Origin of the sequence: Burkholderia sp. AU30198, from assembly GCF_020419825.1 — a bacterium.
Classification (GTDB): domain Bacteria; phylum Pseudomonadota; class Gammaproteobacteria; order Burkholderiales; family Burkholderiaceae; genus Burkholderia.
Genome location: NZ_JAIZSA010000002.1, coordinates 92,900 through 115,376, shown reverse-complemented (window position 1 = coordinate 115,376; position 22,477 = coordinate 92,900). Strand labels below are relative to the sequence as shown.

The 22,477-nt window shown below is 60.4% G+C and carries 30 protein-coding genes and 1 pseudogene; 17 read left to right on the top strand and 14 right to left on the bottom strand.

What is annotated here, in order from left to right; all coding sequences use genetic code 11:
* Positions 1-61: 61 nt before the first annotated feature.
* The 4 genes from LGN19_RS05995 to LGN19_RS05980 all read right to left on the bottom strand — a co-directional run bounded on the left by LGN19_RS05995 (position 62) and on the right by LGN19_RS05980 (position 2,165).
* Positions 62-226 carry a hypothetical protein gene (locus LGN19_RS05995; protein WP_174927501.1) on the bottom strand — a complete coding sequence of 55 codons (165 nt, stop codon included), beginning with the start codon at positions 224-226 and terminating at the stop codon, positions 62-64.
* Between the two features lie 33 nt (positions 227-259).
* The gene (locus tag LGN19_RS05990) at positions 260-418 is read right to left on the bottom strand and encodes a hypothetical protein (RefSeq protein WP_174927502.1); all 159 of its coding nucleotides are present in this window, start codon (positions 416-418) and stop codon (positions 260-262) included.
* Between the two features lie 28 nt (positions 419-446).
* Positions 447-683, bottom strand: a complete 237-nt coding sequence (locus tag LGN19_RS05985; RefSeq protein WP_174927503.1) for a hypothetical protein — start codon at positions 681-683, stop codon at positions 447-449.
* Positions 684-1,517: 834 nt separating this feature from the next.
* Positions 1,518-2,165 carry a hypothetical protein gene (locus LGN19_RS05980; protein ID WP_205191472.1) on the bottom strand — a complete coding sequence of 216 codons (648 nt, stop codon included), beginning with the start codon at positions 2,163-2,165 and terminating at the stop codon, positions 1,518-1,520.
* A 276-nt stretch (positions 2,166-2,441) separates the two neighbouring features.
* Between LGN19_RS05980 and LGN19_RS39870 the strand changes: the two genes are divergently transcribed.
* A complete protein-coding gene (locus LGN19_RS39870) occupies positions 2,442-2,795 on the top strand; it encodes an HNH endonuclease (RefSeq protein WP_413227188.1) in 354 nt (117 codons plus the stop codon).
* 630 nt (positions 2,796-3,425) lie between these two features.
* Here the strand turns inward: LGN19_RS39870 and LGN19_RS05975 are convergent.
* A complete protein-coding gene (locus LGN19_RS05975; RefSeq protein WP_205191473.1) occupies positions 3,426-3,827 on the bottom strand; it encodes a hypothetical protein in 402 nt (133 codons plus the stop codon).
* 85 nt (positions 3,828-3,912) lie between these two features.
* Between LGN19_RS05975 and LGN19_RS05970 the strand changes: the two genes are divergently transcribed.
* Positions 3,913-4,152: a YdaS family helix-turn-helix protein gene (locus LGN19_RS05970; protein WP_205191474.1), complete on the top strand. Its 240-nt coding sequence runs from the start codon at positions 3,913-3,915 to the stop codon at positions 4,150-4,152.
* Positions 4,153-4,302: 150 nt separating this feature from the next.
* On the opposite strand, the gene LGN19_RS05965 is transcribed toward LGN19_RS05970, so the two are convergent.
* Complete coding sequence (locus tag LGN19_RS05965) at positions 4,303-4,572, bottom strand: hypothetical protein (RefSeq protein WP_205191475.1); 270 nt, start codon at positions 4,570-4,572, stop codon at positions 4,303-4,305.
* 163 nt (positions 4,573-4,735) lie between these two features.
* On the opposite strand from LGN19_RS05965, the gene LGN19_RS05960 reads away from it, so the two are divergent.
* The 13 genes and pseudogenes from LGN19_RS05960 (at position 4,736) to LGN19_RS05900 (ending at position 15,564) form a co-directional block, all read left to right on the top strand.
* On the top strand, positions 4,736-5,035 hold the full coding sequence (locus tag LGN19_RS05960) for a DNA-binding protein (protein WP_264172947.1): 300 nt from the start codon (positions 4,736-4,738) through the stop codon (positions 5,033-5,035).
* An 82-nt stretch (positions 5,036-5,117) separates the two neighbouring features.
* Complete coding sequence (locus tag LGN19_RS05955) at positions 5,118-5,375, top strand: hypothetical protein (protein WP_205191480.1); 258 nt, start codon at positions 5,118-5,120, stop codon at positions 5,373-5,375.
* A 1-nt stretch (position 5,376) separates the two neighbouring features.
* Positions 5,377-5,673: a hypothetical protein gene (locus LGN19_RS05950; protein ID WP_205191476.1), complete on the top strand. Its 297-nt coding sequence runs from the start codon at positions 5,377-5,379 to the stop codon at positions 5,671-5,673.
* 18 nt (positions 5,674-5,691) lie between these two features.
* A complete protein-coding gene (locus tag LGN19_RS05945) occupies positions 5,692-6,561 on the top strand; it encodes a ParB/RepB/Spo0J family partition protein (RefSeq protein ID WP_205191477.1) in 870 nt (289 codons plus the stop codon).
* Positions 6,558-7,049, top strand: a complete 492-nt coding sequence (locus tag LGN19_RS05940; protein WP_319000625.1) for a replication protein — start codon at positions 6,558-6,560, stop codon at positions 7,047-7,049. The genes LGN19_RS05945 and LGN19_RS05940 overlap by 4 nt, the downstream gene beginning before the upstream one ends.
* Positions 7,016-7,219, top strand: a pseudogene (locus LGN19_RS05935) (tail assembly protein); the annotation flags it as partial. The gene LGN19_RS05940 and the pseudogene LGN19_RS05935, both read left to right, overlap by 34 nt.
* Positions 7,216-12,270, top strand: coding sequence for a phage tail protein (locus tag LGN19_RS05930; protein ID WP_226213580.1), 5,055 nt, complete (start codon positions 7,216-7,218; stop codon positions 12,268-12,270). The pseudogene LGN19_RS05935 and the gene LGN19_RS05930, both read left to right, overlap by 4 nt.
* The gene (locus LGN19_RS05925) at positions 12,261-12,575 is read left to right on the top strand and encodes a hypothetical protein (protein WP_226213579.1); all 315 of its coding nucleotides are present in this window, start codon (positions 12,261-12,263) and stop codon (positions 12,573-12,575) included. The genes LGN19_RS05930 and LGN19_RS05925 overlap by 10 nt, the downstream gene beginning before the upstream one ends.
* The gene (locus LGN19_RS05920) at positions 12,575-13,291 is read left to right on the top strand and encodes a hypothetical protein (protein ID WP_226213578.1); all 717 of its coding nucleotides are present in this window, start codon (positions 12,575-12,577) and stop codon (positions 13,289-13,291) included. Before LGN19_RS05925 ends, LGN19_RS05920 begins: the two co-directional genes overlap by 1 nt.
* 54 nt (positions 13,292-13,345) lie before the next feature.
* The gene (locus LGN19_RS05915) at positions 13,346-13,630 is read left to right on the top strand and encodes a phage holin family protein (protein WP_226213577.1); all 285 of its coding nucleotides are present in this window, start codon (positions 13,346-13,348) and stop codon (positions 13,628-13,630) included.
* A 2-nt stretch (positions 13,631-13,632) separates the two neighbouring features.
* Positions 13,633-14,082, top strand: a complete 450-nt coding sequence (locus LGN19_RS05910) for a D-Ala-D-Ala carboxypeptidase family metallohydrolase (RefSeq protein WP_226213576.1) — start codon at positions 13,633-13,635, stop codon at positions 14,080-14,082.
* Entirely contained in the window at positions 14,079-14,561 is a 483-nt protein-coding gene (locus LGN19_RS05905; RefSeq protein ID WP_226213575.1) for a DUF2514 family protein, read from the top strand. The genes LGN19_RS05910 and LGN19_RS05905 overlap by 4 nt, the downstream gene beginning before the upstream one ends.
* Before the next feature lie 109 nt (positions 14,562-14,670).
* A complete protein-coding gene (locus LGN19_RS05900) occupies positions 14,671-15,564 on the top strand; it encodes a hypothetical protein (RefSeq protein ID WP_226213574.1) in 894 nt (297 codons plus the stop codon).
* Between the two features lie 97 nt (positions 15,565-15,661).
* On the opposite strand, the gene LGN19_RS05895 is transcribed toward LGN19_RS05900, so the two are convergent.
* The 4 genes from LGN19_RS05895 to LGN19_RS05880 all read right to left on the bottom strand — a co-directional run bounded on the left by LGN19_RS05895 (position 15,662) and on the right by LGN19_RS05880 (position 18,230).
* Complete coding sequence (locus LGN19_RS05895) at positions 15,662-15,967, bottom strand: hypothetical protein (RefSeq protein ID WP_226213573.1); 306 nt, start codon at positions 15,965-15,967, stop codon at positions 15,662-15,664.
* A 10-nt stretch (positions 15,968-15,977) separates the two neighbouring features.
* Complete coding sequence (locus LGN19_RS05890) at positions 15,978-16,259, bottom strand: hypothetical protein (protein ID WP_226213572.1); 282 nt, start codon at positions 16,257-16,259, stop codon at positions 15,978-15,980.
* Complete coding sequence (locus LGN19_RS05885) at positions 16,260-16,640, bottom strand: hypothetical protein (RefSeq protein WP_226213571.1); 381 nt, start codon at positions 16,638-16,640, stop codon at positions 16,260-16,262. It abuts the gene before it with no gap.
* 531 nt (positions 16,641-17,171) lie between these two features.
* Positions 17,172-18,230 carry a RelA/SpoT domain-containing protein gene (locus LGN19_RS05880; RefSeq protein ID WP_226213570.1) on the bottom strand — a complete coding sequence of 353 codons (1,059 nt, stop codon included), beginning with the start codon at positions 18,228-18,230 and terminating at the stop codon, positions 17,172-17,174.
* Positions 18,231-18,599: 369 nt separating this feature from the next.
* Here LGN19_RS05880 and LGN19_RS05875 point away from each other — a divergent pair, with 369 nt between their 5' ends.
* Entirely contained in the window at positions 18,600-19,166 is a 567-nt protein-coding gene (locus LGN19_RS05875) for a GNAT family N-acetyltransferase (RefSeq protein WP_226213569.1), read from the top strand.
* A gap of 21 nt (positions 19,167-19,187) precedes the next feature.
* On the opposite strand, the gene LGN19_RS05870 is transcribed toward LGN19_RS05875, so the two are convergent.
* Positions 19,188-19,574 carry a VOC family protein gene (locus LGN19_RS05870; RefSeq protein WP_319000631.1) on the bottom strand — a complete coding sequence of 129 codons (387 nt, stop codon included), beginning with the start codon at positions 19,572-19,574 and terminating at the stop codon, positions 19,188-19,190.
* A gap of 302 nt (positions 19,575-19,876) precedes the next feature.
* Here LGN19_RS05870 and LGN19_RS05865 point away from each other — a divergent pair, with 302 nt between their 5' ends.
* Positions 19,877-20,167 (top strand): hypothetical protein, encoded by a 291-nt coding sequence (locus LGN19_RS05865; protein ID WP_122947491.1) that lies wholly within the window; start codon positions 19,877-19,879, stop codon positions 20,165-20,167.
* Positions 20,168-20,340: 173 nt separating this feature from the next.
* Here the strand turns inward: LGN19_RS05865 and LGN19_RS05860 are convergent, their stop codons facing one another.
* The 3 genes from LGN19_RS05860 to LGN19_RS05850 form a co-directional block, all read right to left on the bottom strand.
* On the bottom strand, positions 20,341-21,105 hold the full coding sequence (locus LGN19_RS05860) for a hypothetical protein (protein ID WP_175223678.1): 765 nt from the start codon (positions 21,103-21,105) through the stop codon (positions 20,341-20,343).
* Positions 21,106-21,156: 51 nt separating this feature from the next.
* Positions 21,157-21,765 (bottom strand): acyl-homoserine-lactone synthase, encoded by a 609-nt coding sequence (locus LGN19_RS05855; protein ID WP_043177453.1) that lies wholly within the window; start codon positions 21,763-21,765, stop codon positions 21,157-21,159.
* 214 nt (positions 21,766-21,979) lie between these two features.
* Positions 21,980-22,423: a DUF4902 domain-containing protein gene (locus LGN19_RS05850; RefSeq protein WP_175223679.1), complete on the bottom strand. Its 444-nt coding sequence runs from the start codon at positions 22,421-22,423 to the stop codon at positions 21,980-21,982.
* Between the last annotated feature and the right edge of the window lie 54 nt (positions 22,424-22,477).

The following is a 22,477-nucleotide window of genomic DNA, read 5'->3' as shown; positions in this document are numbered from 1 at the left end:
TACTGCTGCTGGTCGATCGCGACCAGCCTTATCGATGCGTTGCCATTCGCGTCCGATCTCGTTATGCGCTGTCTCGCTCGCGGGCTTGTTGATTCAAATCGCTGACGGCCCGCGCTGACAGCAAAATGCGGATGTCCGTATTGCCGATGACGACGAAATCGTCGTCAATCTCGGTCGCCCCTGCTTCGCGCAGAAGCAGGAGCGCGGCTTGTGAGAGCTTTGCCATGCGTTCTCCAAGGCCCGCCGTAGCGGGCGCGGGTTATGTGGTCGCCGGTTCTAGTTCTGTGCGTTGGTTCGGGCGATTGGCGATCGCGGCGATCAGTTCGAGCCCGCGGTCCCGAGTCACGGGCCGCTTCGTCTTGCGAACCCGATGCCCCGTGCGCTCATACACGAGGACGACGTGGTAGAGCTTTTCCATCGTCTTTCTCCTGTCGCGGGAGCAGTGGTTAGACGGGGTTCAACCGCGAAACGAGCGGATGGGCGTGGCTGCCGGAGTCGAGCCGAACGCGGACGCGATGAACGCATGGCACGTTCAGGCGCTCTTCGTTCCATTGGCCGTGAAACCATTCCTTGTGGCCCTCGACCGTGGCCGATTTGACGCGGCCCGACATGGTGGTCCAGGTGACGCGCTGTCCTTGCTGCGGCATCGCGCGATAAGCCTTGCGGCGCTGACGTGCGTTCATCGGCGTTTCCCCTTCGTGTTGCGTTGGTCACTGTTTCCGCTGTCGGCGTGGCCCTTGCCGAAGATCAAACACCACGACGAGCAGAAGGGCTGAAGCGAAAACACCGAGACCGACACCAACAAGTAATGTGGTCATAGATTAGTCATCCGAAATATATTGAGGCCGGTTAGATTTCTGGCGGCCTGACCGCGCTCAAGGAATGGCACTGAAGGTCAATGCGATTCGATCAGCGCGGTCGATGGCCGGTTACGTATCCGGCGACGGTTGGCATCCCGCCCGTTCTCTCGACCTTCCGTCGGCTTGCCAAGCCCGCTTTCTGAGGTGACGGGCCCACTTCCTTTATCACTCGCAGGGCGGACGAGTCGCGCTCACCGATGGAGTGTGCTGTCCATCTACCCGGGCGCAATTTCGAAACTCTCAAGGGCGCGCACTCGACGTCCTGTTTGCGCTGCAGGTCGGTTGATTGGTGCGGAGGATCCGCGTCCGAATGCGCGCTCTTGAGAGCTGTGTGTCCCGCACTTCGAGCAACTGTCATGCGGCGGGTCGGTCGGGGCATGTATGCGACAGGGCCAAAGGCCCGGGCAACTTTTATCCCAGCAGTCAGGTTAAGGAGCAATCCCCCGGAGGGGAGGCGCAGCGTTCTGTGCTGCGTTGGATTGAACTTTAGCGAAACGCGAAAAGATTGTCTATAGCGAAACGCGAAAATATTGAGGGGGAATTTGTAACGCCGGACTTCGCTCGTTGGGGGGATGCCGCGGCCGCTACGAGCGGGCCGCAAAAAAGCCCGCTGGTGGCGGGCTCGGGGAGGTGTATGGTGGAGTCGCGTGACAGAGACTAGTCCGCAGCGGTGGCGCTGTATCGATCGATGGCGGCCCGCAACTCATCGCGTGGTAACCCAATGTCCCCCAATTCGCGAGTCAGTTCATCGCCCTTGGCCTCGATTGCCGCCAAAGCGATGCGTAGTTCGTTTGCCGTTTCTGCGATGTTGCGAAGCTCTCGTGCTTCATCGTTTTGAGTTGAGCGTAAGAGGTTGGTCGCATACTGATTCATAGGGCCTGTCGCTACGATATCGAGGTCCCGCCGTGCTGCGGCCATGAGGGCCCTAGTGGATCTGAGATCTCGTAAAAGGGCCTCTCGTTTCGCGATTTTTGCGAATGCGCCGGAGGCTGACGATAAATATTCGTCTGTTGCTCGGTTCAGGCTGGTCTTTTCGAGTGAGGATGCCGTGGCTAGAGAGCGTGACTGAACGTCCTTCACTGCGTCCCAGGCTGTCTCACGCACCGGCGCGATTACTTGCCCGTAGTCGGCACCAAGCGTCCTGTCGGCCTTCAGGGTTGTTGCAATTGTCTTAGATGCGAACGTCGCTACCTTTGTGAGGCGGATAACTTGCCTTTCTCTGGCAGCATAAAGCGCAATAAATCCGACGATAGATACGCATACCACCAGTCCTGCGACGATCGATTTTCCCCGAGATGTGATCATTCTCTTTCTAACGTTCGAATGGTTGATTTCGCGCCATGCGCCGTTGAGGCGGAACTGATGTGTCGAAACCAGAATGAAAGCATTATAGACGCAGGGCTTCCCGGCGCCGCACTGGCTTGCCAGGGGAGTCCGACAGGCTTTAGACTTTGACTATCAGTATCTTGAGGATCTGATGTGGTGTCGGCGCGACTGAGTCGGCTGGCTCCCGCGTATCACCTCTCTAGGGGCGAGCGGGTTTCGATATTTCCCGAAACTTCCTGAAGTCAGGAGCCGCTTATGGCCTCGTCAATCGCGCGAAACCGCGCACGTGCTTTCAATCACCAATCTGGTCGGTGCTTCTACTGCGGTTGTCCAATGTGGGACAACGGCGTAACCCTGTTCATGGCGCGATACAAGCTTTCTCGGCGCCAGGCGTTGCAGCTGCAATGCACGGCCGAGCATCTTCATGCTCGAATGGACGGGGGGAAGGATTGCCAGGGGAACATCGTTGCAGCGTGCCGAATTTGCAATGCACGGAGGCATCGCAGGAAGGCCGCGCGAGATCCGCGCGAGCACCGGTCATATGTTCGGCGCTGCATAAATCGAAGGAAGTGGCACGGCAAATGGGTCTTCGAATCCGGCCTTATCTAGGTGTGTGCCGGTCGAGGCACGTGCGGCGAAAACTCAGTAACTTCGGCTCCGATCTTAACCACGCTGCTTATCTAGTTGAAAGCTATCTGTTTACTTGGCAAACTACTGTACATGCATACAGTGTTCTAAGTGGGTAAGCGGGGGCTAGTGTGGGGCAAGAAGTGAGAGAGGCGGACCGAAAATGTGGGCGAGACGGAGCGCTTTCCGCGCACGAGCGCATAACACCGCATGATTGCGCGGGGTTATGCGCGGGCATTCCTAACTGGAGGCTGTCTGGCAAAGTTGGTTGGCAGCAGGGCCGCAACGGCAAGGTTGTGGCCTCCGTTGTTCAACCGCAGGGAGTGCATCTTGAAAAACAATGATTGGGGTATAGCTGAGGGCGTTGCGCGTGCGCGGGGCCTGCGTTGTCGCGCGGGAAATGAGGCGAAGGTGATCGACTCGCCAAATGAGGCGCTGGTCGGGCGTACCGTCGATGTAGTGCGGTTACATCACGACGGGCGCTGGGAGTGCGTTCTCCAAGGGGACGCTGTGTATGGTTTGGCCGATGATGGACTAGGCATGCTGCTTACGCGCGATTGGTTGTTCCCGGACAAACTTCTCGAGCCGCGACGCGTTGAAACCGAAACGGCGCTATCCACCCTTACCGAATCGTTTGCCTGTTGAAGGCGGATCTGTCTGCTGGGTGGCTGCTTGCGAAAGGAGCCAGCCGATGAATGATTCAACCTTCGCTCGTTGATCTGAGTTCAATTGATCCCATCCTACGGGGGCGGCCGTCGATGGAGCAGGGGGCGCCGTTTCCGAATGGTCGGTGTCAAGCCATCCAAGCGGCTTTCCTGCGCTCTCTTCAATTTTGCGCGCTGTCGACGCGCGCATGCCACGAGCACGTCCGGTCTTCGAGTCTTTCGCGCCATCGCGCAAGTTTGTGAATTGTGAATGTGACATACCGATCACTGCGGCTGCGGCGGCAGGGCCACCGCTCTCGGCTTCAATGAGCTTGAGGTTGTCGCGACGGATTTGGTCAATGTCCTTCATGACGTGCATTCAATAGCAAAACGCTAAAGTCGTATATGCGCGAAACGCTATAGACATTCCTTTTGCGTTTCGCTAAAGTTTCGTTATGGATCTGAGAACCTATCTCGACGCCGAGCGCGGACGACTTGTGAAGCTAGCTGCGGCAATCGATGCGCACGCGTCCGACATTAGTGCATGGGCAAACAAGAAGCGGCCCGTGCCAGTTCCGTTCGGCTGGCCGATCGAACGCGAAACTTCCGGCGCAGTCGGTCGCCTCGATCTGTTTCCGGCAGACGTGATCCGAGACGTTTGGCCCGAACTCGCTCAACAAAAGGAGATCGCATGAAGCGCCTGTACGCACGTCTGGTTCTTTGGCTGATCCGGCCGGCACTCGCAGAGCGCGAGGTCGGGCTGGCGGCGGACCAGGCCGTCGGTGAGCGCATCAATGCGATTTCGGCCTTGTGCGCATCCAACACGGCGTTGATCCAGCGGGAAATCAAATGTCGCGAAGCTGCTGAGGCAACAGGGAGTGCAGGGCGCTCCTGAATGCTTCGATTTGGCCGTCCTTCATGGTGCTGTTGAGTTGGCCGACGTTTCGAATTTCGGCCTGGTTCTTGAGTGCGGCTAGGAACACCGGATTGTGTGCATTGGCCTCAGCGAGCGCGCGAATCACGGTTGCAGCTGCCGCACGGTCCGCGACGAGGAAAGCGATCTGAGAATTGAGCTCCTCGACCACGGTTACGAGTTTTTTGAGGTTGTCTTCCATGAGGGTTCCCCGTCCGTAGGAATGGTTGTGTGAGAGCTGCCAATTCTACAGATAGGGCCGGAACCCTCGCCATAGTCCGATCTGCATCGAGATTCGATGCTTGAAGTTTAGAAAATTCGACCTTCAAGGTCATTCAATCAGTTTTGAACGGAGTTGAGTTGCTATGAGCACAATTGAAGTCATCCGGAAGCCGAGCATCGAACGGGCGTTCCGGGAAGCGCTGAGCGATCCGCGTAGCCGCGGGTCGGTGGCGGATGCACTCGGCTGGGACGACTCGCAGGTGAGTCGATTCCTGTCGGGGAATCTGGGCGTACCGATCAACAAGATCGACGCCGGTCTGAATGCGCTCGAGCTGCGCGTCGTCTCGCGAGAGTACCTGGATGGGCTGTCGACGATGAGCAAGGTGGGCGTGAACTGCCACTGCGCGCGAGAAGGTTTCGGGGAGTGTGGCGGTCGGTGGTGATGTAAGCGACGGGCCTAGGCAAAAGCGCTTTCGACGGAGAGTGCTTCTGTCTTGGTTTAGTACTCCTATATGGAGGTTGAGGGTGAAAAACGAAATTTTCTCGGCCCCGCAGGATGCCAGCGAATACATGCAACGTGCGGCAGCGGAGGGGCGAATCAAGTTCTACAACGTGCCGGAAGGGATGCGGGCGACTTTGCTTCGGGCGCTCTCGCAGCCCGATCGCTCCGACGAAGTGAAGCGCATCACGCGCGACATCAACCGACACCCGATGTACCCGCGCAAGTGCCTGTCGTGCGGGGCGGTCGAATCCCTCGACGGCTCCGTGCCGTGTGGCCACTGAAATGGCCCGCTTCCATTGCCGTTGCCGACACTGCGAGACGCGCCGGGTGCTGAAGAAGCGTCCCGACGAGTACGTGCGGCAGCCGCAATGCAACGTCTGCGGTCGGCGTGATTTTCGAATCGACGCATGGATGCAGAAGCGAAACACCCGCCTCATGGCATGCACGTGCGCTGGTTACTGGTTTTGGCATCGCCGAGGCTCGCTGTACTGCTGGCACCGCTCGGACGGCTCGATTCGATCACCCGGCGATTCCGATTTCGCGGATCGCAATCCGCCGCCCGATGTGCTGGCGGCCTGACTTTTCCCTGGAGGAAACGTGGCAAAAAGCTCCGTTGAAGCATACGGCGCGCAGAGCAAGGTAACTGCGCTTGCGATGGACCCGAACGACCTCGAACTTGTCACGGACCCGTCGCACCCGCTGTACGACCGGCGCGTTCATCAAGAGCCGAACCCGAAGACGGTGTTGAACTACCGCGCGATTGGCGTGCGCAAGCCGGTGCTGTTCTACAAGGATCCGGAGACCGGCAAGAACCTGGTCATCGATGGCCGAACACGGGTGATCAATGCCCGCGAGCTCAATCGGCAGCTGATCGCCGCCGGCGAGTCGCCGATCACGATTCCGGCCATACCGCAACGGGTCATCAACGACGGCGGAAAGTCGTTCTCTGCCGTTATGGTCAGCACGAACGAAATCCGCAAAGAGGATTCCCCGATCAATCGCGCCGAAAAGATGGCGCGCATGCTCGAAGTCGGCCACACGGAAGAAACTGTCGCAACTATGTTCGGTGTCGAGGTGCCGACGGTCCGCCAGCAGTTGAAGTTGCTCGATTGCACGGCTGCCGTGCGTGATGCGCTCGAGGCTGACCAGATCACCGTATCGAACGCGCTGAAGCTCGCGAAACTGACTCCGGATCAACAGCGCCAGAAGGTGCAGGCCGTCGTCGCTGCGGCTGAGGGCAAGGAAGGGCATGCGAAGGCGCGCGCGCAGAAAGAGGCCGTGACCGGAGACGCGGCCCCGCGCATGCGCACCCGCAAGCAGATTGCGGCCGAGCTGGAGAAGGCCGCGGGCGAGCGCGCTGAAGCGTTGCGGTGGGTTCTCAATCTGGAAGGTGATGTCGGCGCACAGGATGCAGCCGATCCGCGTCAGGCGACGATTGATGATGCCATTTCAGCTACGCAGGGATGAGTGCGTGTATGGCGCTCGCGCACGTCATTCCTATGCCGGAGCGGCCGCGCTCCGCCCAAGCTGAAGAGAGGTACACCCGCGTGCCGCATAGCGTTCTGGAGGCCCTTGCGCTGGCTGATTTTGGCAAGCGGCACTACAAGATTTTGATGGTGTTGATGCGTCAGACATACGGCTATGACAAGGCCGCTGACGAAATCAGTCTGACGCAGTTCCATGACAAGACCGGTGTCTTGCCGCCGCACATCTCTGCCGCGATCGGCGAGTTGATTGACATGCAGGTTCTTGTGAAGTCGCCGGGACGATACGCCGCGAGTCTGTCGATCAACAAGGACTTTGATCAGTGGATAGGCAAAGCGCGGATCGATACGTCGAAGATTTTGGGTTACCAAAACGGTAACGAAGGGGTTACCGAAACGGTAATAGAGGGTTACCAAAACAGTCATGAGGGGTTATCTCGATGGCGCTCGGCGGCGTCGCACAGATGTTGAGCCCGCAGCAGGCCGGGCTTGCCGGGGTGGCCGACAACGGCACGTCGTACTACTTCAACGGACCGGTGAACAGCGCTGCGCAAGGCGAACCGGTGTCGCTCGTGTACGGCGAAATGGTCGTCGGGTCAAAGGTCGTCAGCTCGGGCATTTACACAGAGGATCAGGTGTGAAAAAGATCTACGCGGAATCCGGGCTGAAACGGATCAACGGTGCAAAGGGCGGTGGTGGCGGTGGAGGGGGCGGGGAATCACCGGACAACCTGCACTCGATCGCGCGCGCGAAGGTGCTCGACATCATTTCGGAGGGACCGATCGTCGGTCTGGTGAAGGGCATGCAGTCGGTGTTTCTCGACGGCACGCCGATCCAGAATTCCGACGGATCGGTCAACTTCCAGAATTACAGCGTCGACGTTCGCACCGGCACGCTCGACCAGGAGTTCATGCCGGGCTTTCCGGCGGTCGAGCGCGAGTCGGCTATTGGTGTGCCTCTGACGTCTGATGCGCCGTGGGTGCGGCAGGTGCAAAACACGCAGCTCACCGCCGTCCGTATTCGATTAGGTGTGCCGGCGCTGCAAAAGAGTGATCCGGCGACTGGTGTTTTCGGTTACCGGGTTGAGTATGCGGTCGATCTATCGGTCGACGGTGGGTCATACGCGCAGGTGCTGTCGACGGCGTTCGACGGCAAGACGACATCGCTTTATGAGCGTTCGCACCGGATCGAGCTGCCACGCGCGAAAACCGGATGGCTGGCGCGTGTGCGCCGCATCACGCCGAATGCGCACAGCTCGTTGATCGCTGATGCGGTGAACATAGAAGCGATCACGGAGGTGATTGATCGCAAGCTGCGGTATCCGATGACGGCGCTCGTCGGCATGACGTTCGATGCTCGATCGTTCTCGCAGGTGCCGGTGCGTTCGTACCACATTCGCGGCCTGATCATCCGCGTGCCATCGAACTACGATCCGGAGACGCGCACGTATTCGGGGGCATGGGACGGGACGTTCAAACCGGCGTGGACGAATAACCCGGCATGGATTTTCTATGACCTGCTGCTGAACGACCGGTATGGCCTCGGCAAAACCGTCGACGCATCTATGGTCGACAAGTGGGGGCTGTACGAGATCGCGCGCTATTGCGATGTGATGGTGTCGGACGGCAAGGGTGGCGTGGAGCCGCGCTTCACGTGCAATTGCGTGATCCAGTCGGCGGCCGACGCGTACAAGGTGCTGCAGGACATCGCTGGAGTGTTCCGCGGTATTGCGTATTGGGGGCCGGGGGCGGTTGTTGCATCGGCGGATATGCCGTCCGATCCGGTGTACGTGTACACGGCTGCCAACGTGATCGATGGGGCGTTCCGATACGTCGGGAGCGAGCGCAAGACACGATATACGGTCGCGCTCGTCAGTTACAACGATCCGACGAACCAGTACAAACAAGCCGTCGAGTACGTACCGGATGAGGACGGTATCGCGCGGCATGGCGTTATCAAAACGCAGGTTACGGCGTTCGGGTGCACGTCTCAGGCGCAGGCGCATCGGCTTGGACAGTGGCTGCTTCTGACGTCGCGCTACGAGTCGGGCACGGTGTCCTTCAAGGTCGGAATGGATGGCGTGCTCGTCGGCCCCGGGCAGGTGATCGCGATCGCGGATCCGCGGAAGGCGGGCCGGCGCATCGGTGGCCGGATTCGTTCGGCGGCCGGCGCGGTCGTCACGCTGGACAAAGCGCCGACCGTGGCGCCTGGCGATCGCTTCACGGCGATCCTGCCGTCAGGCGTTGCGCAGTATCGCGCGGTGAAGTCGGTTGATGGTGATGTGCTCACGCTCGCGAATCGGTTCGACGCGGACCCCGTGCCTGGCGCTGTATGGATGCTGGAAAACGCCGACGTCGCGGCGCAGCTCTACCGTGTCGTGAGCGTGCAGGAGGGCGATGACGACGGCCTGATCGAGTACACGATCACAGCGACGAAGCACGAGCCGGGGAAGTACGCGGCGATCGATGACGGCGCGCAGATCCAGCAGCGGCCGGTGACGGTCGTGCCGCCGTCGGTGCAGGCACCCCCGACCAACGTGCGCATCACGACGTATTCGGCGGTCGACCAGGGCATTTCCAAAACGACGATGGTCATCGCGTGGGATGCCGCGGACAACTCGGTGACCTACCTGCCGGAATGGCGGAAGGATAACGGCGAGTGGGTGAGTGTGCCGCGCACGGGCGGTCTGCAGGTCGAGGTGCTTGGGATCTATCAAGGGCGGTACGTTGCGCGCGTGCGTGCGCAAAACGTAATGAACGTCACGTCGCTGCCGGCCGTCAGCGCAGAAACGCAGCTGAAGGGAAAAACGACGCCGCCGCCGGCGATCGTATCGCTCAAGGCTGCCGGCGTTGTGTACGGGATCAACCTGTCCTGGGCATTTCCGGGCGATGGGACGGCCGGCGATGCGCAGCGCACGGAGGTCTGGTACAGCCGCACGCCGAATCGTTCCGACGCAATCAAGCTATCTGATTACGCGTATCCGCAAGCATCGACGTCCATGCAAGGGCTCGCCGTCTGCCAGGCTTTTTATTTCTGGGCGCGGCTTGTCGACACAACCGGGAACATCGGTCCATGGTTTCCGGCGACCGGCCCCGGTGTGCAGGGGCAACCGTCGGCCGATCAAAGCGAGTACGAGAAATATTTCGAAGGGCAGATTTCGCACTCGGCGCTCGGCGAGGATCTGAAAAAGCCGATTGACGCGATTCCCGGGATCCAGCAGGGCGTCGCCGATAACGCGAGTGCAATTGCGAAAGAAGTCACAGATCGGGCCGCGGCAGTCGCGGGAGAGGCGCAGGCCCGTGCGGACGCAATTTCGAAGGAGGTGAAGGATCGCACGGATGCGATCGCGAAAGAGGCTAGGGATCGGGCTGATGCGGTGGCCGACGAGGCGCGCCAGCGCGGCGCGGCAGTCACTGTCGAGCAGCAGGCGCGGCAGACGGCAGACGATTCGCTTGGAAAGCGTATCGACACGGTGAGCGCGGGTGTCGGTGATGCGGCGGCCGCCATCAAGCAGGAGGCGACAGCACGCGCCAACGCGGATACCGCGCTGGGCCAGCGTATCGACACTGTCGTGGCGCAGGTCGGTGACGCGTCGAGCGCGATCCAGAAGGAGCAGACCGCGCGAATCGATGCTGATGGTGCGCTCGGTAAGCGTATCGATACGGTGTCGGCCGACGTCGGAAAGAACTCGGCGGGGATCCAGGCAGAGGCGACGGCGCGCGCCAACGCCGACGGGGCGCTGTCGACACGTATCGATGCGGTTGTGGCGTCGTCGAAAGACAATGCCGCGGCGATTTCATCCGAGGCGACCGCGCGCGCGAATGCCGACGGGGCGTTGTCGACGCGTATCGATGCGGTGACGGCGACGGCCGACTCGAACAAGGCGGCGATTGTTGCCGAGCAGACCGCGCGCGCGAATGGCGATTCCGCGAACGCGCAAAGCATTACAGGCTTGCAGGCGCAGGTAGGCAATGCGTTGATGCTTAAGGTCGCGGCAGTAGGCGCGAGCGCGAATCCGCCAGCCCCTGACGGGTTGTTTAATGCCGTTTCGGGCAAGCAGATCGCTGGGTCGTTGCGGAGCTGGAACGTTGCAACCGTGGCTGCGAACAACGCGGTTGTGTTGCTTGGCCGGTGGGACGTGTTCGGTTCGGCCGCGAATGCTTCTGCAATGGCTGATGCCCTTAACGGGCTGACGAGCGCTGTGTCGGTGATCGTGTGGACGTTCGATGAACCGAGAACAAACCTTGCGGGTGTTCTTCAGTCGGCGCTCGTGAGGTGCGGCGCGAGCAATGCTGTGCTCGGCAGTATCAAGCATCGCGGCGCATACGTGCTGGTTGGCGTTCCGGGGAGTGGAGAGGGTGCAGGGGCTGAAATGCGGGCGGGTTCGGTTGATTCCGATCCTGCGTCGCAAATCTCCTATACGTTCTCGATGCTCAACGGGCGGCTGTTGAGTGGGCCGAACGGGCAGGCTGCTGCACTTGCGCAAGCTGCGGTAACGAGTGAGGCGACTGCGCGGGCGAATGCTGACGGCGCGCTGTCGACGCGCATCGATACCGTTTCTGCGAAGGCGAACGACAACGCCGCGGCGATCACGTCGGAGGTGACGACTCGTGCCGCTCAAGACGCGGCCCTAGGCAAGCGCATCGATACCGTGACGGCCGATGTTGGTGCGAACAAGGCAGCTATCACGTCCGAACAGCAGGCGCGGGCGGATGCAGATGCGGCGCTCGGAAAACGTGTCGATGCTGTCGCAGTGGCGTCGGGCGACAACGCGGCTGCAATCACTGCGGAGCAGTCAGCGCGCGCGGCGGGCGATAAGGCCAATGCGGATTCGATCACGTCGCTAAAAGCGACAGTCGACTCCAATTCGGCGGCCATTCGTCAGGAATCGTCGGCGCGCGCAGATGCCGATTCGGCGCTTTCGAAGCAAATCAGTCAGGTATCGGCACAGATCAATGTGCCGATGGCCGGCGATATGGGGCAGCCGGCGGGATCGACCGCGGTAATGGCTGGGGTCTACTCGGAGCAGTCCGCACGCGCCGAGGCCGACATGGCGCTGGCGCAGCGACTCGATTCCGTAACCGCTCAGATGCAGTCGAAGCAAGCTTCGCTAGTCGCTGATATTCGCACTGAATCGAGGGCGCGTGCGGATGCCGATAGCGCGCAGGCCGAGCAGATCACGACGGTGCAAGTGCAAGTTAACGAGAGCGCTGCCGCGGTCCAAACGGTCGCGAAGTCGTATGCAGACCTGAATGGTCGGGTATCGGCTTCGTACCAGATCAAGACGCAGATCACGTCGGACGGGCGCACGTATATCGCTGGCATCGGTATCGGCATCGACAACAACGACGGCGTTGTCGAGTCGCAGGTATTGGTGTCGGCACAGCGCTTTGCTGTGGTCGACCCGAACAACGGTGGCGCTTCGATCGTGCCGTTCGTGGTGCAGGGCGGCCAGGTGTTCTTGCGCCAGGCGCTTATCGGTGCAGGTTGGATTACGAACGCGATGATCGGTAGCTACATCCAATCCGACAACTACATCGCGGGGCGGCAGGGCTGGCGGCTCGACAAGAGCGGCTGGTTCGAGATCAATTCGACAGACGGCCAGGGAAACCGAACCGTGATCGATAGCAACGGCGGGCGGACATTTGATGCGAACGGCGTTTTGCGCGTTCGTTGGGGAGTATGGCAATGACGGCTGGACTTCAGATTTTCGACGGCGCCGGCCGCCCGATCCTGGACGCGAAATCGCGTGCGGGACGGGTAATTGGAATCGTGTGGACGGGTGGTGGAAATGGAAGTGTCGCGGCGGACATGTCGGGCGGGGAACCATTTTGGTCATTTATGCCGGTCCGGATTTTCTATCGTGTATCTGGCGCCGAGCCGTCTCCGGTTATTGCAATCAATCGGAACGGCGTCAGTTGGTGGTATAGCGGAAATACGACTGGCTCGAATGCGTACACGCAGGTTCCAGGTTGGATCGTTTACGGGGTGTATTGATGCCGGCGGGATTTCAGGCGTTCACAGATTCGGGTGTGTATCAGATTGATGGCGCGACGCCTAACTATCAAGTAGTGCAGGCGATGTCGGCCCAGTCGGTGGATACATCGCTGCGCCTGGCTGTCAACGATGTAGGCACACCATACAACGCGACTTTTCCAAGCGTTGCATTTTCGTTCAATGCCACAGCGGGCCCGATGTATGGGGTGTATGCATCGGGCGGTGTGGGAATCACAGTTTGGAGCACGGATGTAGACGGGACTACATACACACTGAGATTTGTTACGGAGCGGCCATGCACCGTATATTTTTTTCAATTCGACCAAGTTCCGCTGGCATCCGGAAGTTTCGGGCTTCAGGTGTTCAACGGACAGGGGCGCCTCATCGCAGACTCGTCAAAGCCATTTCTGCGTGTCCTCGATGTGATCTACAACGAGTATATGCCGGGGTTTGGATGGGACGTAGTCGGGGCGCCATCCCCGTCTTGGGAGTCGCGAACATACGGTGTCCCGGTAATCGTGTCGGGAATCTATCCAGTTCGTCACGCGTGGAGCTATGACCCGGCGGGTGTCGAGTTGAGTTCGATTCGGGTCAGCGGAAATACGGTGTATTGGGGAACGACGATGTACGGGGGTGGGAGAAAGCCAAATTTGGCTGGATTCAGGGAGCAGTGGCATTTGCGCTTCATGGTGCTGGATGCAACTGGAATTGTGTGATTGGCCGCCAATTTGGCGGCCTTTATTTTTTGAGGTAGCGAACGGGGAGCGGTAATGCAAGAGCACGAAAAGACGATCGTGGAGTTGATCCTCATGGGCGGACTGATTGGCATTGCGAAAGTTTTGGTGGGTAGTGAGCAGCTGACGGTTCGGCTTGTGGCCGGGCGCGCGGTGCTGGGTTCGGCGACGTCGATGGTGGCGGGCCTGGCGCTGTTGCAGATCCCGGATCTTCCGCCGATCGCCCTGCTCGGGCTGGGCAGCGCATTGGGTATCGTCGGTTCGCAGTACCTCGAGGTGCTGCTGCGGCGAAATGCAAAACGGGTATTCGGAGAAAAATAAATATGGGAAATCTCACAGCACATTTTGCGCTCGAGGAATTGACCGCGAGCGACACGGCGCGCCGGCGCGGCATCGATAACACGCCGTCGGCCGCGGTCACGGCGAACCTGCGCAGGACTGCCGAAACGCTCGAGCGCGTGCGCGACGTGCTCGGCGGACGGCCCGTGATCATCAACTCTGGCTACCGGGCGGCGGCACTCAATCGTGCGGTTGGCGGTGTTCCGACCAGTGCGCACCTGTCGGGCCTGGCCGCCGACTTTGTTTGTCCGAAGTTTGGTGCGCCGCTCGATATCTGCCGAGCGATCAGCGCGTCGTCGATCGAGTTCGACCAGCTGATTCAGGAGGGTACGTGGGTGCATATCGGCCTTGCGCCCCTCGGCACGAAGCCGCGTCGCCAGGTTCTAACGGCATCGTTCGGCGCGAAGAACACGACGTACTCGGAGGGGCTGTGACCTGGATCGATCCGCGCGTGTGGTTCGCGATTGTCGCGTCGGTGGTCATCGGCGCCGCGGCAGGCTATTTCAAGGGACATCGCGACGCCGACCAGTCGCACACAGTAGAAACGCAGGCGCAGCGAATTCGCGAGCTCGTCGCCGAGCGCGACGAAAGCGACCGAATCGCGCGCCAACAACAGGGGAACGCTGAAGATGCTTCGAGCAAACGTGATCAGGCGCGCGCTGATGCTGTCCGCGCTGCTTCTGCTGCAGACGGCCTGCGCAAGCAAGTCGACGAACTCATCGCCCGTGCGCGCGATCCCGGCGCTGCGACCGGAGGCGCGGCAGCCGGCGGTGCCATCGATCTGCTTGCCGACATGTTCGGCCGGACTGACGAGGCTGCGGGAGAGTTCGCGCGAATCGCTGACGAGCGGGGCATTGCCGGGCGGCAGTGCGAAAGCGACTACGACTCGTTGACGGGCGCGGCGACGCGTTAGGTTCCGGGGACTGCCCGCGCTTGCCGCGGGCTTTCTGTTTCCCAATCTTGTAATCAATATGTAAAATATTCAGCCTGGGGATACAACAACATCGGACCTGAGAACCACAATGAAAAGAACACTGATTTCAGCAGTTTTGGCGGGACTTGCACTTTCGGCTTGCGGTGGCGGCGATGACTCGACGACCTCCGCCTCTTCTGGGCCGGCAATTCGACTCACGTATTCTGGCGCGCCGTTGGCCGCCTCCCAGCGCACCCGTGCAATGGCTGCCGCCGTCGATGTTGCTGGCCCCGCATCTGCGCCGGGTGCTTCCAGTGGTGACGCGCAGTCCACGATTACTGCTTTGCAGGATGCATTTAAGGCGCGGGGTGCCGAAATTGGTGTCTATCCGGGCGTGATTGACGGTACGACCTTGCATCAACTGGTGATGGCTGAGGGCAATGGAGGCACGCCATCGGGTGATGAAATTGCAAAGGCGAATGTCAACATTAGCGAGTGGGTTCTCGTGAACTTTGTTCTCGACGATATGACCGGATATATCGACTCGGAAGAAAAGGAGGCGAATTTCCGCCAGTTCGTTAAGGATCTTCGAACCTACGCCAGCCGAGAATATTTGAAAGGCCGTGTCGTATTTGCTGCACTTCCAAATGTTTCGTGTGCGCCTGCTAAGGTTGTGCGATCAGTTAGCGAGAGTGGTTATGTAGTTGAGAAAAAGTATGCGCCTACAACTGAAGTTCTCTATTTTTCGTTGTTAGGCATGTGGGGCGACGGTGTTCAGCCGATTGGTGGTGTTTTGAAAACGGATCCAGCGCACATGGGGGCAGACTGCGAGACGCCGGATCAGGTGGCAACGGACGCATATCTGGCTAGCATTGTTGATCCGCTCGTTGATCGCTACAAGGTCGCGCTCGACACGATCAACAAGTGCAAGTACAACCCGGAAGCTATTCCGGAGGACGGCCGTTCGGCACAGTGTTGGGGTATTGAGCCTGTGAAGAAATAAACCCCGGTCGGCGCGCTACGAATGACTGATCTCGAGGCGCTTGCGAGCGCAGCAAGCGCCTCGGCAGGAATCCCGACTGTGCGGCGCAGGAAAGCGATTAGCCCGGGTGGCGGACAGGGGACCAGTCAACGCCGTCCGCGTCAGCGAACTTGAGCCGATCTCGCAGCTCGGGGTGAACGCCTGCCTGCATCAGTAGCGCGATGCCGCCTAGTCGGCGCGCGTCCTCGTCCGTAATCTCGCACCCATCGTTCGGCTCGGCATGTGGCGGGATCGTGATGGCGACACCTGATTTCAATTCGCGGTCGAGAGCGGCCTGCACGTCCTTGCGGAACACGGTGCACAGCGTCACCTGTTCAGTGTCCTCGTCGTAGAACACGATGGTCGCGCGTCTCGGTTTGCTCATGCCAGAAGCCTTAACGACTGCCGTCCCCATCCCTAGGGATGGGCTCAAGTGTCACGCTCATGTATTTCTCGATGTCGGGTTGCCCGGCAGCGATGAGATTTAGCATTGCGGCACCGAGGCGACGCGCAAATTCGTCATCAATCCGATAGTCGAACTCCTCTAACAGGATTGGCATTTCAAGCACGCCCTCCAATTGTGGCGCGAGTTTTCTGGGATCAGCAGCTTTCACGTTAAGCCTTTGCTGGTCCTCGTCGTAGATCACCACGACGGCGTAAGGTGAATGCCTTGCCATTTAAAGCCCCCTACATTCTTGGTAGTCCATGAACGCATTCTGCTTGCACAGTGCCAGGCCGGCAGGCCCGCCCATGACCTTGGCAAGCCGGTTACACAATTCAATGGCTGCTTCGTATTTGTCCATGCAGTCTGCTTCTAACCCCTCGTTCACCACGCGTCCAGCTACGTTCAAAGGATCGTCGCCCAAGGGTGAGTCATCTAGCGCGAACGGTGCAGCGTCGCCGAGCGGCGTGCCGTTAATCAACCCGGATGCGGAGCCGGCGAGGCTGCTGCCAGCCCCTCCCACGACGCTTTCCAAATAGCTTATCAGTTCGCCTGCCGATACGTCGCTCGGCGTGGCCCAACTCGGAATGGGCTTATCTATCGGTAGCGACGCCATTCCAGGCACGCTGGCGAGCCTGTTAGCTCGCGGGAAAGGTGGGGTTGAGGGTTGGCCGCCAGCGCCGCCGCCGGCTACTGGGCGGTCGATTGACACAGACACACGCCCGTCCTCTATGGCTGACCTGAGTGCAGCCACCGGATCGCTGTGGAATGCTCCCAGCCCAAGTTCCCGAAGGTAGTCGGCAGCTCCCGTCGTCAGCCCGGAATACCTCGGCCAGTGCAGCATTAATTCCGAGACGGCTGCGCGCTGGTCAACCGATTGCCGTGATCCGCCGTCGCTAGACAGCGTGGCCCGCTTCCCGGAACCCATATCGATAGTCACTGATGCCATTCGACTCGCTCTCCGATCGCGATCAAATTACATCATACGATACCGGGCGTCGGCCTGGCTGGCGGTCGAGCCGAAGTGATTTGGTGTTACGCCAAATTTACGCCAAATTCGGCAGAGAGGCTTGCGGGATAAGGCTGAGATGGGGTGTCGCTGGTCCCCCCGACAGGAAACGTCACTCGATCAGGTTGGGATCCACTTCTACGCCTCCGGTTCCAATATTTCCTTCAATTCGGCGATGAACAGAGTGGTATCGCCGAAATAGTTGGGATATGCGATTTTCAGCGCGTGAACGGAATCTGCCATGACCAAGACGGCATCAACCCCCGGCTTATTTTCTTCCTCGATTTTCTTGTAGTCTGCAGTCGCTGCTGCAAATTGCTCTTGTGAATATGAAACAACAAGCGTTTCTCTGTTGGTGAGATCTAGTTTCATCAAGAAGTAGGCGGACTTCCGCCGGTCCGGGTCAGCAATGACTTCTTTCATCATGGCTTGAAAGGCGGTTAGTCGTTCTACTACATGAAGATCCGCCTCGAATATTTTTAGTCTTTCGCGAATTACTTCAAAATCCTCATCGCCTGGAACTCCCTCTCGATGTGCGAATGCGGCGGAAATTAAGGAGAAGTATTCCAGCCATGCTTGTTCGCCTTGATCTGCTTTCAGCTTTTGATTGGTCAGGGAACCCACAGTCTCCACGGCTGTCGCCCACGCATGCTGGCGCTTCGTTCGGATCTGAATTTCAATCGAATGATTGTTATACGTCTCCTTCTTGTCGCTGACATAGCGATAAATCAAATGTATTCCGCGATATCCGTCTTCTTTGGGTGTGATTATGTAGTCTTTTTCATTCACCAACCGATGCTTAATCCTACTTCCTTTTATCGAATCGCGCAGTTGATTGACTTGTTCCAGGGATGATAGAACGGCTCTGCACCCACCGATGTCCTGCATTTGAGATAGTCGCATGCGAGGAAATCGTTTCAACTTATCTATAATCGACGTAGCACGCTTAAGGCGCTGTGCGACAAATGCCGCGTCGTCAATCTTGATTGCGCGATCTCGCAGATTTATCTTGAATGTATTGAGGGGAAACTGGTGAGAGGCGCGCCAGTTGGACATGATCATGGTTGCATCAAGGTAGTCGTTGAGATCCACAAAATTGAAGGGTTCACGATCTTCGATAACTTCAACACCTGCGACGAGTCTACGACCTGCAGCATTGACTCGCTCGCGTGAAAATTCGGGCTCAACCCATGCCATTTCGCACCCCGTCAAATTGTGTTCGCTTCGTATCGTACTTAGCGGGCTATCATCACGTTACCCTGATGATCGCAGGTAACGTTCCGATTCTGCCACGGGAACTGGGCCGAAGCTCAATAATGGGGCGCAGATCGCTTGATGGGGCGTAAGTTTTGGCGTAGCTTTTTTGTAATAGCTATATGTGGTGGGGAAATCTACTACTTCGAAGAAAACGAGTAATCGCCGCGGGCGCGCCGGCGCCCGTTTCTCGTCACCGGTTCCCTGGATCGTCGCTGGCAGAAGCGACGATCCCGATTTCCCCTTCGTCCGTTCCGCTTTCGGATTTGCGATGGCGCTTGCGTTACGCCGCCTGAACGATCCGTATCCTCCATGTCCACACCGTCGAAGATCGAAACCGAGCGTCTGACGCTGCGTCGCTGGCAGCCGGCGGATGCGGATGCGCTGTCGGCGATGCATGATGATCCGGACGTGACCGCGTGGCTCGCGCGCGGCCCGATGTCTGTTGGCGAGGCGAGCGACGTCATCGCGCGCTTCGACGCACATTTCGATGCACACGGTTTCGGCCCGTGGGCGGTCGAGCGCCGCGCCGACGCGATGTTGATCGGCGTGTGCGGTCTGTCGCGCGAAGTGCGCGTAACGCATCCGATGGCGCCATGTGTCGAGATCATGTGGCGGCAAGCTCGCCACGCATGGGGGCATGGCTACGTCGCCGAAGCGGCGGCCGCTGCACTGGCCGACGGGTTCGGCCGGATCGGGCTCGGCGAGATCTTCGCGTGGACGGCCGACACCAACCTGCGATCGCAGCACGTGATGCAGCGGCTCGGCATGCAGCGCCAGCCCGCGCGCGATTTCGACCATCCAGCGTTGCCGGAAGGGCATGCGCTACGTCGGCACGTCGTGTATGTCGCCCGCGCCGCCGGCCTGGCCGGCGCGTAACCGCTTACGCGTATTCGCGTATCAGCGCCATGTGCCGTTCTGCAGCACGATCCGGTAGCCGTCGGCATCCTCGAAGGTCTGACCGGATATGTCCCAATAAGGATTGAACGACGTGACGGGCATGAAGCCTTGGGCGATGGCGCGCGCGCAGGCAGCTTCCCATTCCGGTCGATCGGGCAGGTAGAACACGATCAGGTCTTCGGGTGTCGGCGACGGCGCGATCGGATGGTCGGGGCAGTGCGTGAATTCGAAGTGATAGTCGAGGCCGTCGCGTCCGAGCATCACGCCGGAAAAGCCGTCGTGATCTTCAAAGCGTGCAAGAACGGACAAACCGAGGGCTTCGCGATACATGCGCTCGGTTCGGGTGAGGTTGCTGACCGGGCGGGCAATGCGCAGATGGGCGTGCAAGATGGCCTCGGGGGTGAGTGGCGGGCCGGTCAATGATAAGCCGGCCGATCCGGATTGCGCGAGGTGAACGGAGCACGCCCGGCGCATACTCGCCGTGTTGAACGATATGAGCGCGTTCCGGCCAAACGAGTCGAACCGTCGAACCTCGTCTCGCGAAAGAAAAAACATGACGCTTCCGATCAAATGCAATTGCGCGTACCCCGATGCAGCGGGTGCTTGTCCGGACAACCTTCGAAGTTCTGCTTTGACCTCAGCCTGTCGATCGACGGGCGGATGCACCGATCCCGGACGAGAGGCCGCGAATGAGTAAGCCCGATCTCCGTCGGCCGGTTGCCGGCCCCTATCGCCAGTCGCGATGGGCGGGCGTGCTGGAGGCTGCCTTTGGATGGGTGGCCAAGGGGACGATGGTGCTGCTCGGACTCGGCTTGGCCGCGTTGACGGCCTTGACGGGCGATGTGAGTGCGCTGACGGATCTGCCGACAACCCGAAAGGGCTGGTTGTACCTGCTGCTGGTAATGGTCGGGGCAGTCGCGCTGATATTCGTGGTGCGCCACTACTGGCTGCGACCGGTCGGTGTGCACCCGGCGGGTTAGGCGGGGCGGAAGGGGATGTGTCCCCGCAATTCGCGCAGGCAAGAAAAAGCCCGCTACATTGAGCGGGCTGAATCCATGTTTGGAGACATGGAGGAGACAGACGTAAATTTAAGGGAAAACCCGAGTCATGGCAAGCCCTAGTTGTATCGATACAACTTTTTGTTGCGCCGCATTCACATCGCGCCTGCCCGCGCGTGCGCCGCGAACGCGCTGAACCGCTCCTGCGCGACAGGCAACGCGAACTTGTCGCGCATCTCCGTCTCGATCCATGCACATGCCTCGCGCGCGCAGTCGGTCAGCGCGTGCCGTGTCGCGTGCCCGTCGATGTCGTAGACGAAGCGCACGCCGACCTCGTCGTCGGCGACCCGTCGCTCGAGCTGGTTGAGCTGCAGTTGCGGCCCGTGCTGTTGCGATAGCGCGCGCAGTTCGTCGAAGTGATATTCGAGCCAGTCGGCAAAGAACAGCGCGTCGCTGTGGCACGGCAGCCGGAAGGCCGCGCTGCGCGACGGGCGCGGCCCGGCTTCACCGGCCGATGCGTGCGGTTCGTTGTCGGTGGCAATGGACGTGTCGACGGGCGCGAGCGGGTGCCGGATCCGGCGGTAGGGCTCGCGATCGCGCAGCGCATGCCACAGCAATTCGTCGCCGGCGGCGCCGGACGGCTGCATCGTCAGGTCATGCCGGCCGTCGCCGGCCGGCGCGATGTCGCGGATCACGAGGCGCAGCGAGCAGAGCGGCTCGTCCGCGACCAGCAGCGTCGCCGCACGCGGCAGCCCGCACACGAGCGGCGCGGCGCCGGCGGCACGGAACACGAGGCCGCGGCGGTCGAGCCGCACGAGCGGCAGCGGCCGGGGAAACGACGGGTAGGCGACCGCGATGCGGGCGCCGTTGGCGCTCGTCAACCCGGGCATCATCGCGCGAAAGACCTGGGACTGGTCCACGTTGATTCTCCTTCGTTACGATACCGCCCGGACCGAAACGCGCGTTCCGGGTCAGGCGGCGATGGCTTGCCGGGCGGCTTGCCCCGGCTCGATTCCTAGTGCAGCAAACGTTTGCGGATCAATGTCGATCCAACACGCGACCACCAGACGCCCGTCCACCTGCTTCGGCGAGCCTGCGCGGTGCGCGTGTATGCCGATCCGGCGGAACAGCCGCTCCACGCTTGCGAACGTCACGCCGATCAACTGCCGCGCGCCAAGCTTCGCCGCGCATTCGACGACGGCTGCGAGCATCGGGCGCACGGCCCATTCGGCATTGCCCGGCCCGCCTTCGTCGTCGGTTGCCGCGAACCGGGACAACTCCCAGACGGCGGCCGATTGCGGCAGCGGCATGTCTTCGGCGATCAGGTCGGCGAACAGCGACTTCAGCAGATACGGGCGCGTCGTCGGCAGCAGGCGCGCACATCCGCACATGTCGCCGCCGGCGTTTCGCGCGAACACGTAGACGGTATCGTCGCGATCGAACTGGTCGCGCTCGAAACATTCGTTCGCCGACGGGAGCGCCCAACCGAGCTGCTCGACGAACACGCGGCGCCGATAGCGCCCGAGATCCGCCGCAAGTTCGTGTGGCAACCGCCCTTCCTCGTGAACGAAGGTCCGCATGGTGTCCTCGGATCTGTGCTTTTGTATGCGTGCATTACATCGCGCACCACGAGGGGGCTGTAACTGGTAACTCTTACAGGGTGACGGTGGAAAGACGCCGTTTAGGACGTGGTAACGGTTTCTTGATCAACGGGATTGAAAACTGTGCCGCTTTTGCTTATAAAGAGCGCCAGCATCACGGAAATCGTCAGATGATTGAGTGCGCCGCCAGTTGTCACTGGAGCGTCGGACCGGCATGATAGGCGTCGTTGTGCCCGAGCAGGGCAGACGCGACTGCAGCGGGCCAGTCGATGCACGCGAGCCGCGCGGCGAGCGCGGCGGCCGTGCGGAACATGCCGATGTCGGCGCCCGTGGCGTCGACGGCCATTACGTTGCTGCGGACGTCGCCGCCCGCGATCACGAACGCGCCCGTCGCGCGGTCGAGATACCAGTCCCAGCCGACCGTCACGTAAGCGACGCCGGTATGGGCCGGGCGATGCCATTCGGTGTAGCCGGCAAGGCGTGCATCGATGGCGCTGTCGCGCAGTTCCGCAAGCAGCGATGCGTCGAGGCCGCTTGCGACATGGTCGAGCGCAAGCGCGGCCAGTGCGCCTTCTGACAGGCGTACGTAGCCGTCCGGGGACGGGCCGGGGACCGGGTGCAGCAAAGGTGAAGTCATGCGCGGAATGTATCAGCCTCGAACGGGTGCTGGAACCTGACAAGTATGACAGCG

Excerpts from the sequence above, each read along its gene's own strand:
- LGN19_RS05970 (WP_205191474.1), top strand. The coding sequence starts at position 3,913 with ATGGATCTGAGAACCTATCTCGACGCCGAGCGCGGACGACTTGTGAAG.
- LGN19_RS05960 (WP_264172947.1), top strand. The coding sequence starts at position 4,736 with ATGAGCACAATTGAAGTCATCCGGAAGCCGAGCATCGAACGGGCGTTC.
- LGN19_RS05865 (WP_122947491.1), top strand. The coding sequence starts at position 19,877 with ATGAGTAAGCCCGATCTCCGTCGGCCGGTTGCCGGCCCCTATCGCCAG.
- LGN19_RS05985 (WP_174927503.1), bottom strand. The coding sequence starts at position 683 with ATGAACGCACGTCAGCGCCGCAAGGCTTATCGCGCGATGCCGCAGCAA.
- LGN19_RS05975 (WP_205191473.1), bottom strand. The coding sequence starts at position 3,827 with ATGAAGGACATTGACCAAATCCGTCGCGACAACCTCAAGCTCATTGAA.
- LGN19_RS05925 (WP_226213579.1), top strand. The coding sequence starts at position 12,261 with ATGGCAATGACGGCTGGACTTCAGATTTTCGACGGCGCCGGCCGCCCG.
- LGN19_RS05910 (WP_226213576.1), top strand. The coding sequence starts at position 13,633 with ATGGGAAATCTCACAGCACATTTTGCGCTCGAGGAATTGACCGCGAGC.
- LGN19_RS05875 (WP_226213569.1), top strand. The coding sequence starts at position 18,600 with ATGTCCACACCGTCGAAGATCGAAACCGAGCGTCTGACGCTGCGTCGC.
- LGN19_RS05880 (WP_226213570.1), bottom strand. The coding sequence starts at position 18,230 with ATGGCATGGGTTGAGCCCGAATTTTCACGCGAGCGAGTCAATGCTGCA.
- LGN19_RS05940 (WP_319000625.1), top strand. The coding sequence starts at position 6,558 with ATGAGTGCGTGTATGGCGCTCGCGCACGTCATTCCTATGCCGGAGCGG.
- LGN19_RS05965 (WP_205191475.1), bottom strand. The coding sequence starts at position 4,572 with ATGGAAGACAACCTCAAAAAACTCGTAACCGTGGTCGAGGAGCTCAAT.
- LGN19_RS05855 (WP_043177453.1), bottom strand. The coding sequence starts at position 21,765 with ATGCGGACCTTCGTTCACGAGGAAGGGCGGTTGCCACACGAACTTGCG.
- LGN19_RS05995 (WP_174927501.1), bottom strand. The coding sequence starts at position 226 with ATGGCAAAGCTCTCACAAGCCGCGCTCCTGCTTCTGCGCGAAGCAGGG.
- LGN19_RS05850 (WP_175223679.1), bottom strand. The coding sequence starts at position 22,423 with ATGACTTCACCTTTGCTGCACCCGGTCCCCGGCCCGTCCCCGGACGGC.
- LGN19_RS39870 (WP_413227188.1), top strand. The coding sequence starts at position 2,442 with ATGGCCTCGTCAATCGCGCGAAACCGCGCACGTGCTTTCAATCACCAA.
- LGN19_RS05990 (WP_174927502.1), bottom strand. The coding sequence starts at position 418 with ATGGAAAAGCTCTACCACGTCGTCCTCGTGTATGAGCGCACGGGGCAT.
- LGN19_RS05915 (WP_226213577.1), top strand. The coding sequence starts at position 13,346 with ATGCAAGAGCACGAAAAGACGATCGTGGAGTTGATCCTCATGGGCGGA.
- LGN19_RS05920 (WP_226213578.1), top strand. The coding sequence starts at position 12,575 with ATGCCGGCGGGATTTCAGGCGTTCACAGATTCGGGTGTGTATCAGATT.
- LGN19_RS05950 (WP_205191476.1), top strand. The coding sequence starts at position 5,377 with ATGGCCCGCTTCCATTGCCGTTGCCGACACTGCGAGACGCGCCGGGTG.
- LGN19_RS05900 (WP_226213574.1), top strand. The coding sequence starts at position 14,671 with ATGAAAAGAACACTGATTTCAGCAGTTTTGGCGGGACTTGCACTTTCG.
- LGN19_RS05895 (WP_226213573.1), bottom strand. The coding sequence starts at position 15,967 with ATGAGCAAACCGAGACGCGCGACCATCGTGTTCTACGACGAGGACACT.
- LGN19_RS05885 (WP_226213571.1), bottom strand. The coding sequence starts at position 16,640 with ATGGCGTCGCTACCGATAGATAAGCCCATTCCGAGTTGGGCCACGCCG.
- LGN19_RS05890 (WP_226213572.1), bottom strand. The coding sequence starts at position 16,259 with ATGGCAAGGCATTCACCTTACGCCGTCGTGGTGATCTACGACGAGGAC.
- LGN19_RS05980 (WP_205191472.1), bottom strand. The coding sequence starts at position 2,165 with ATGATCACATCTCGGGGAAAATCGATCGTCGCAGGACTGGTGGTATGC.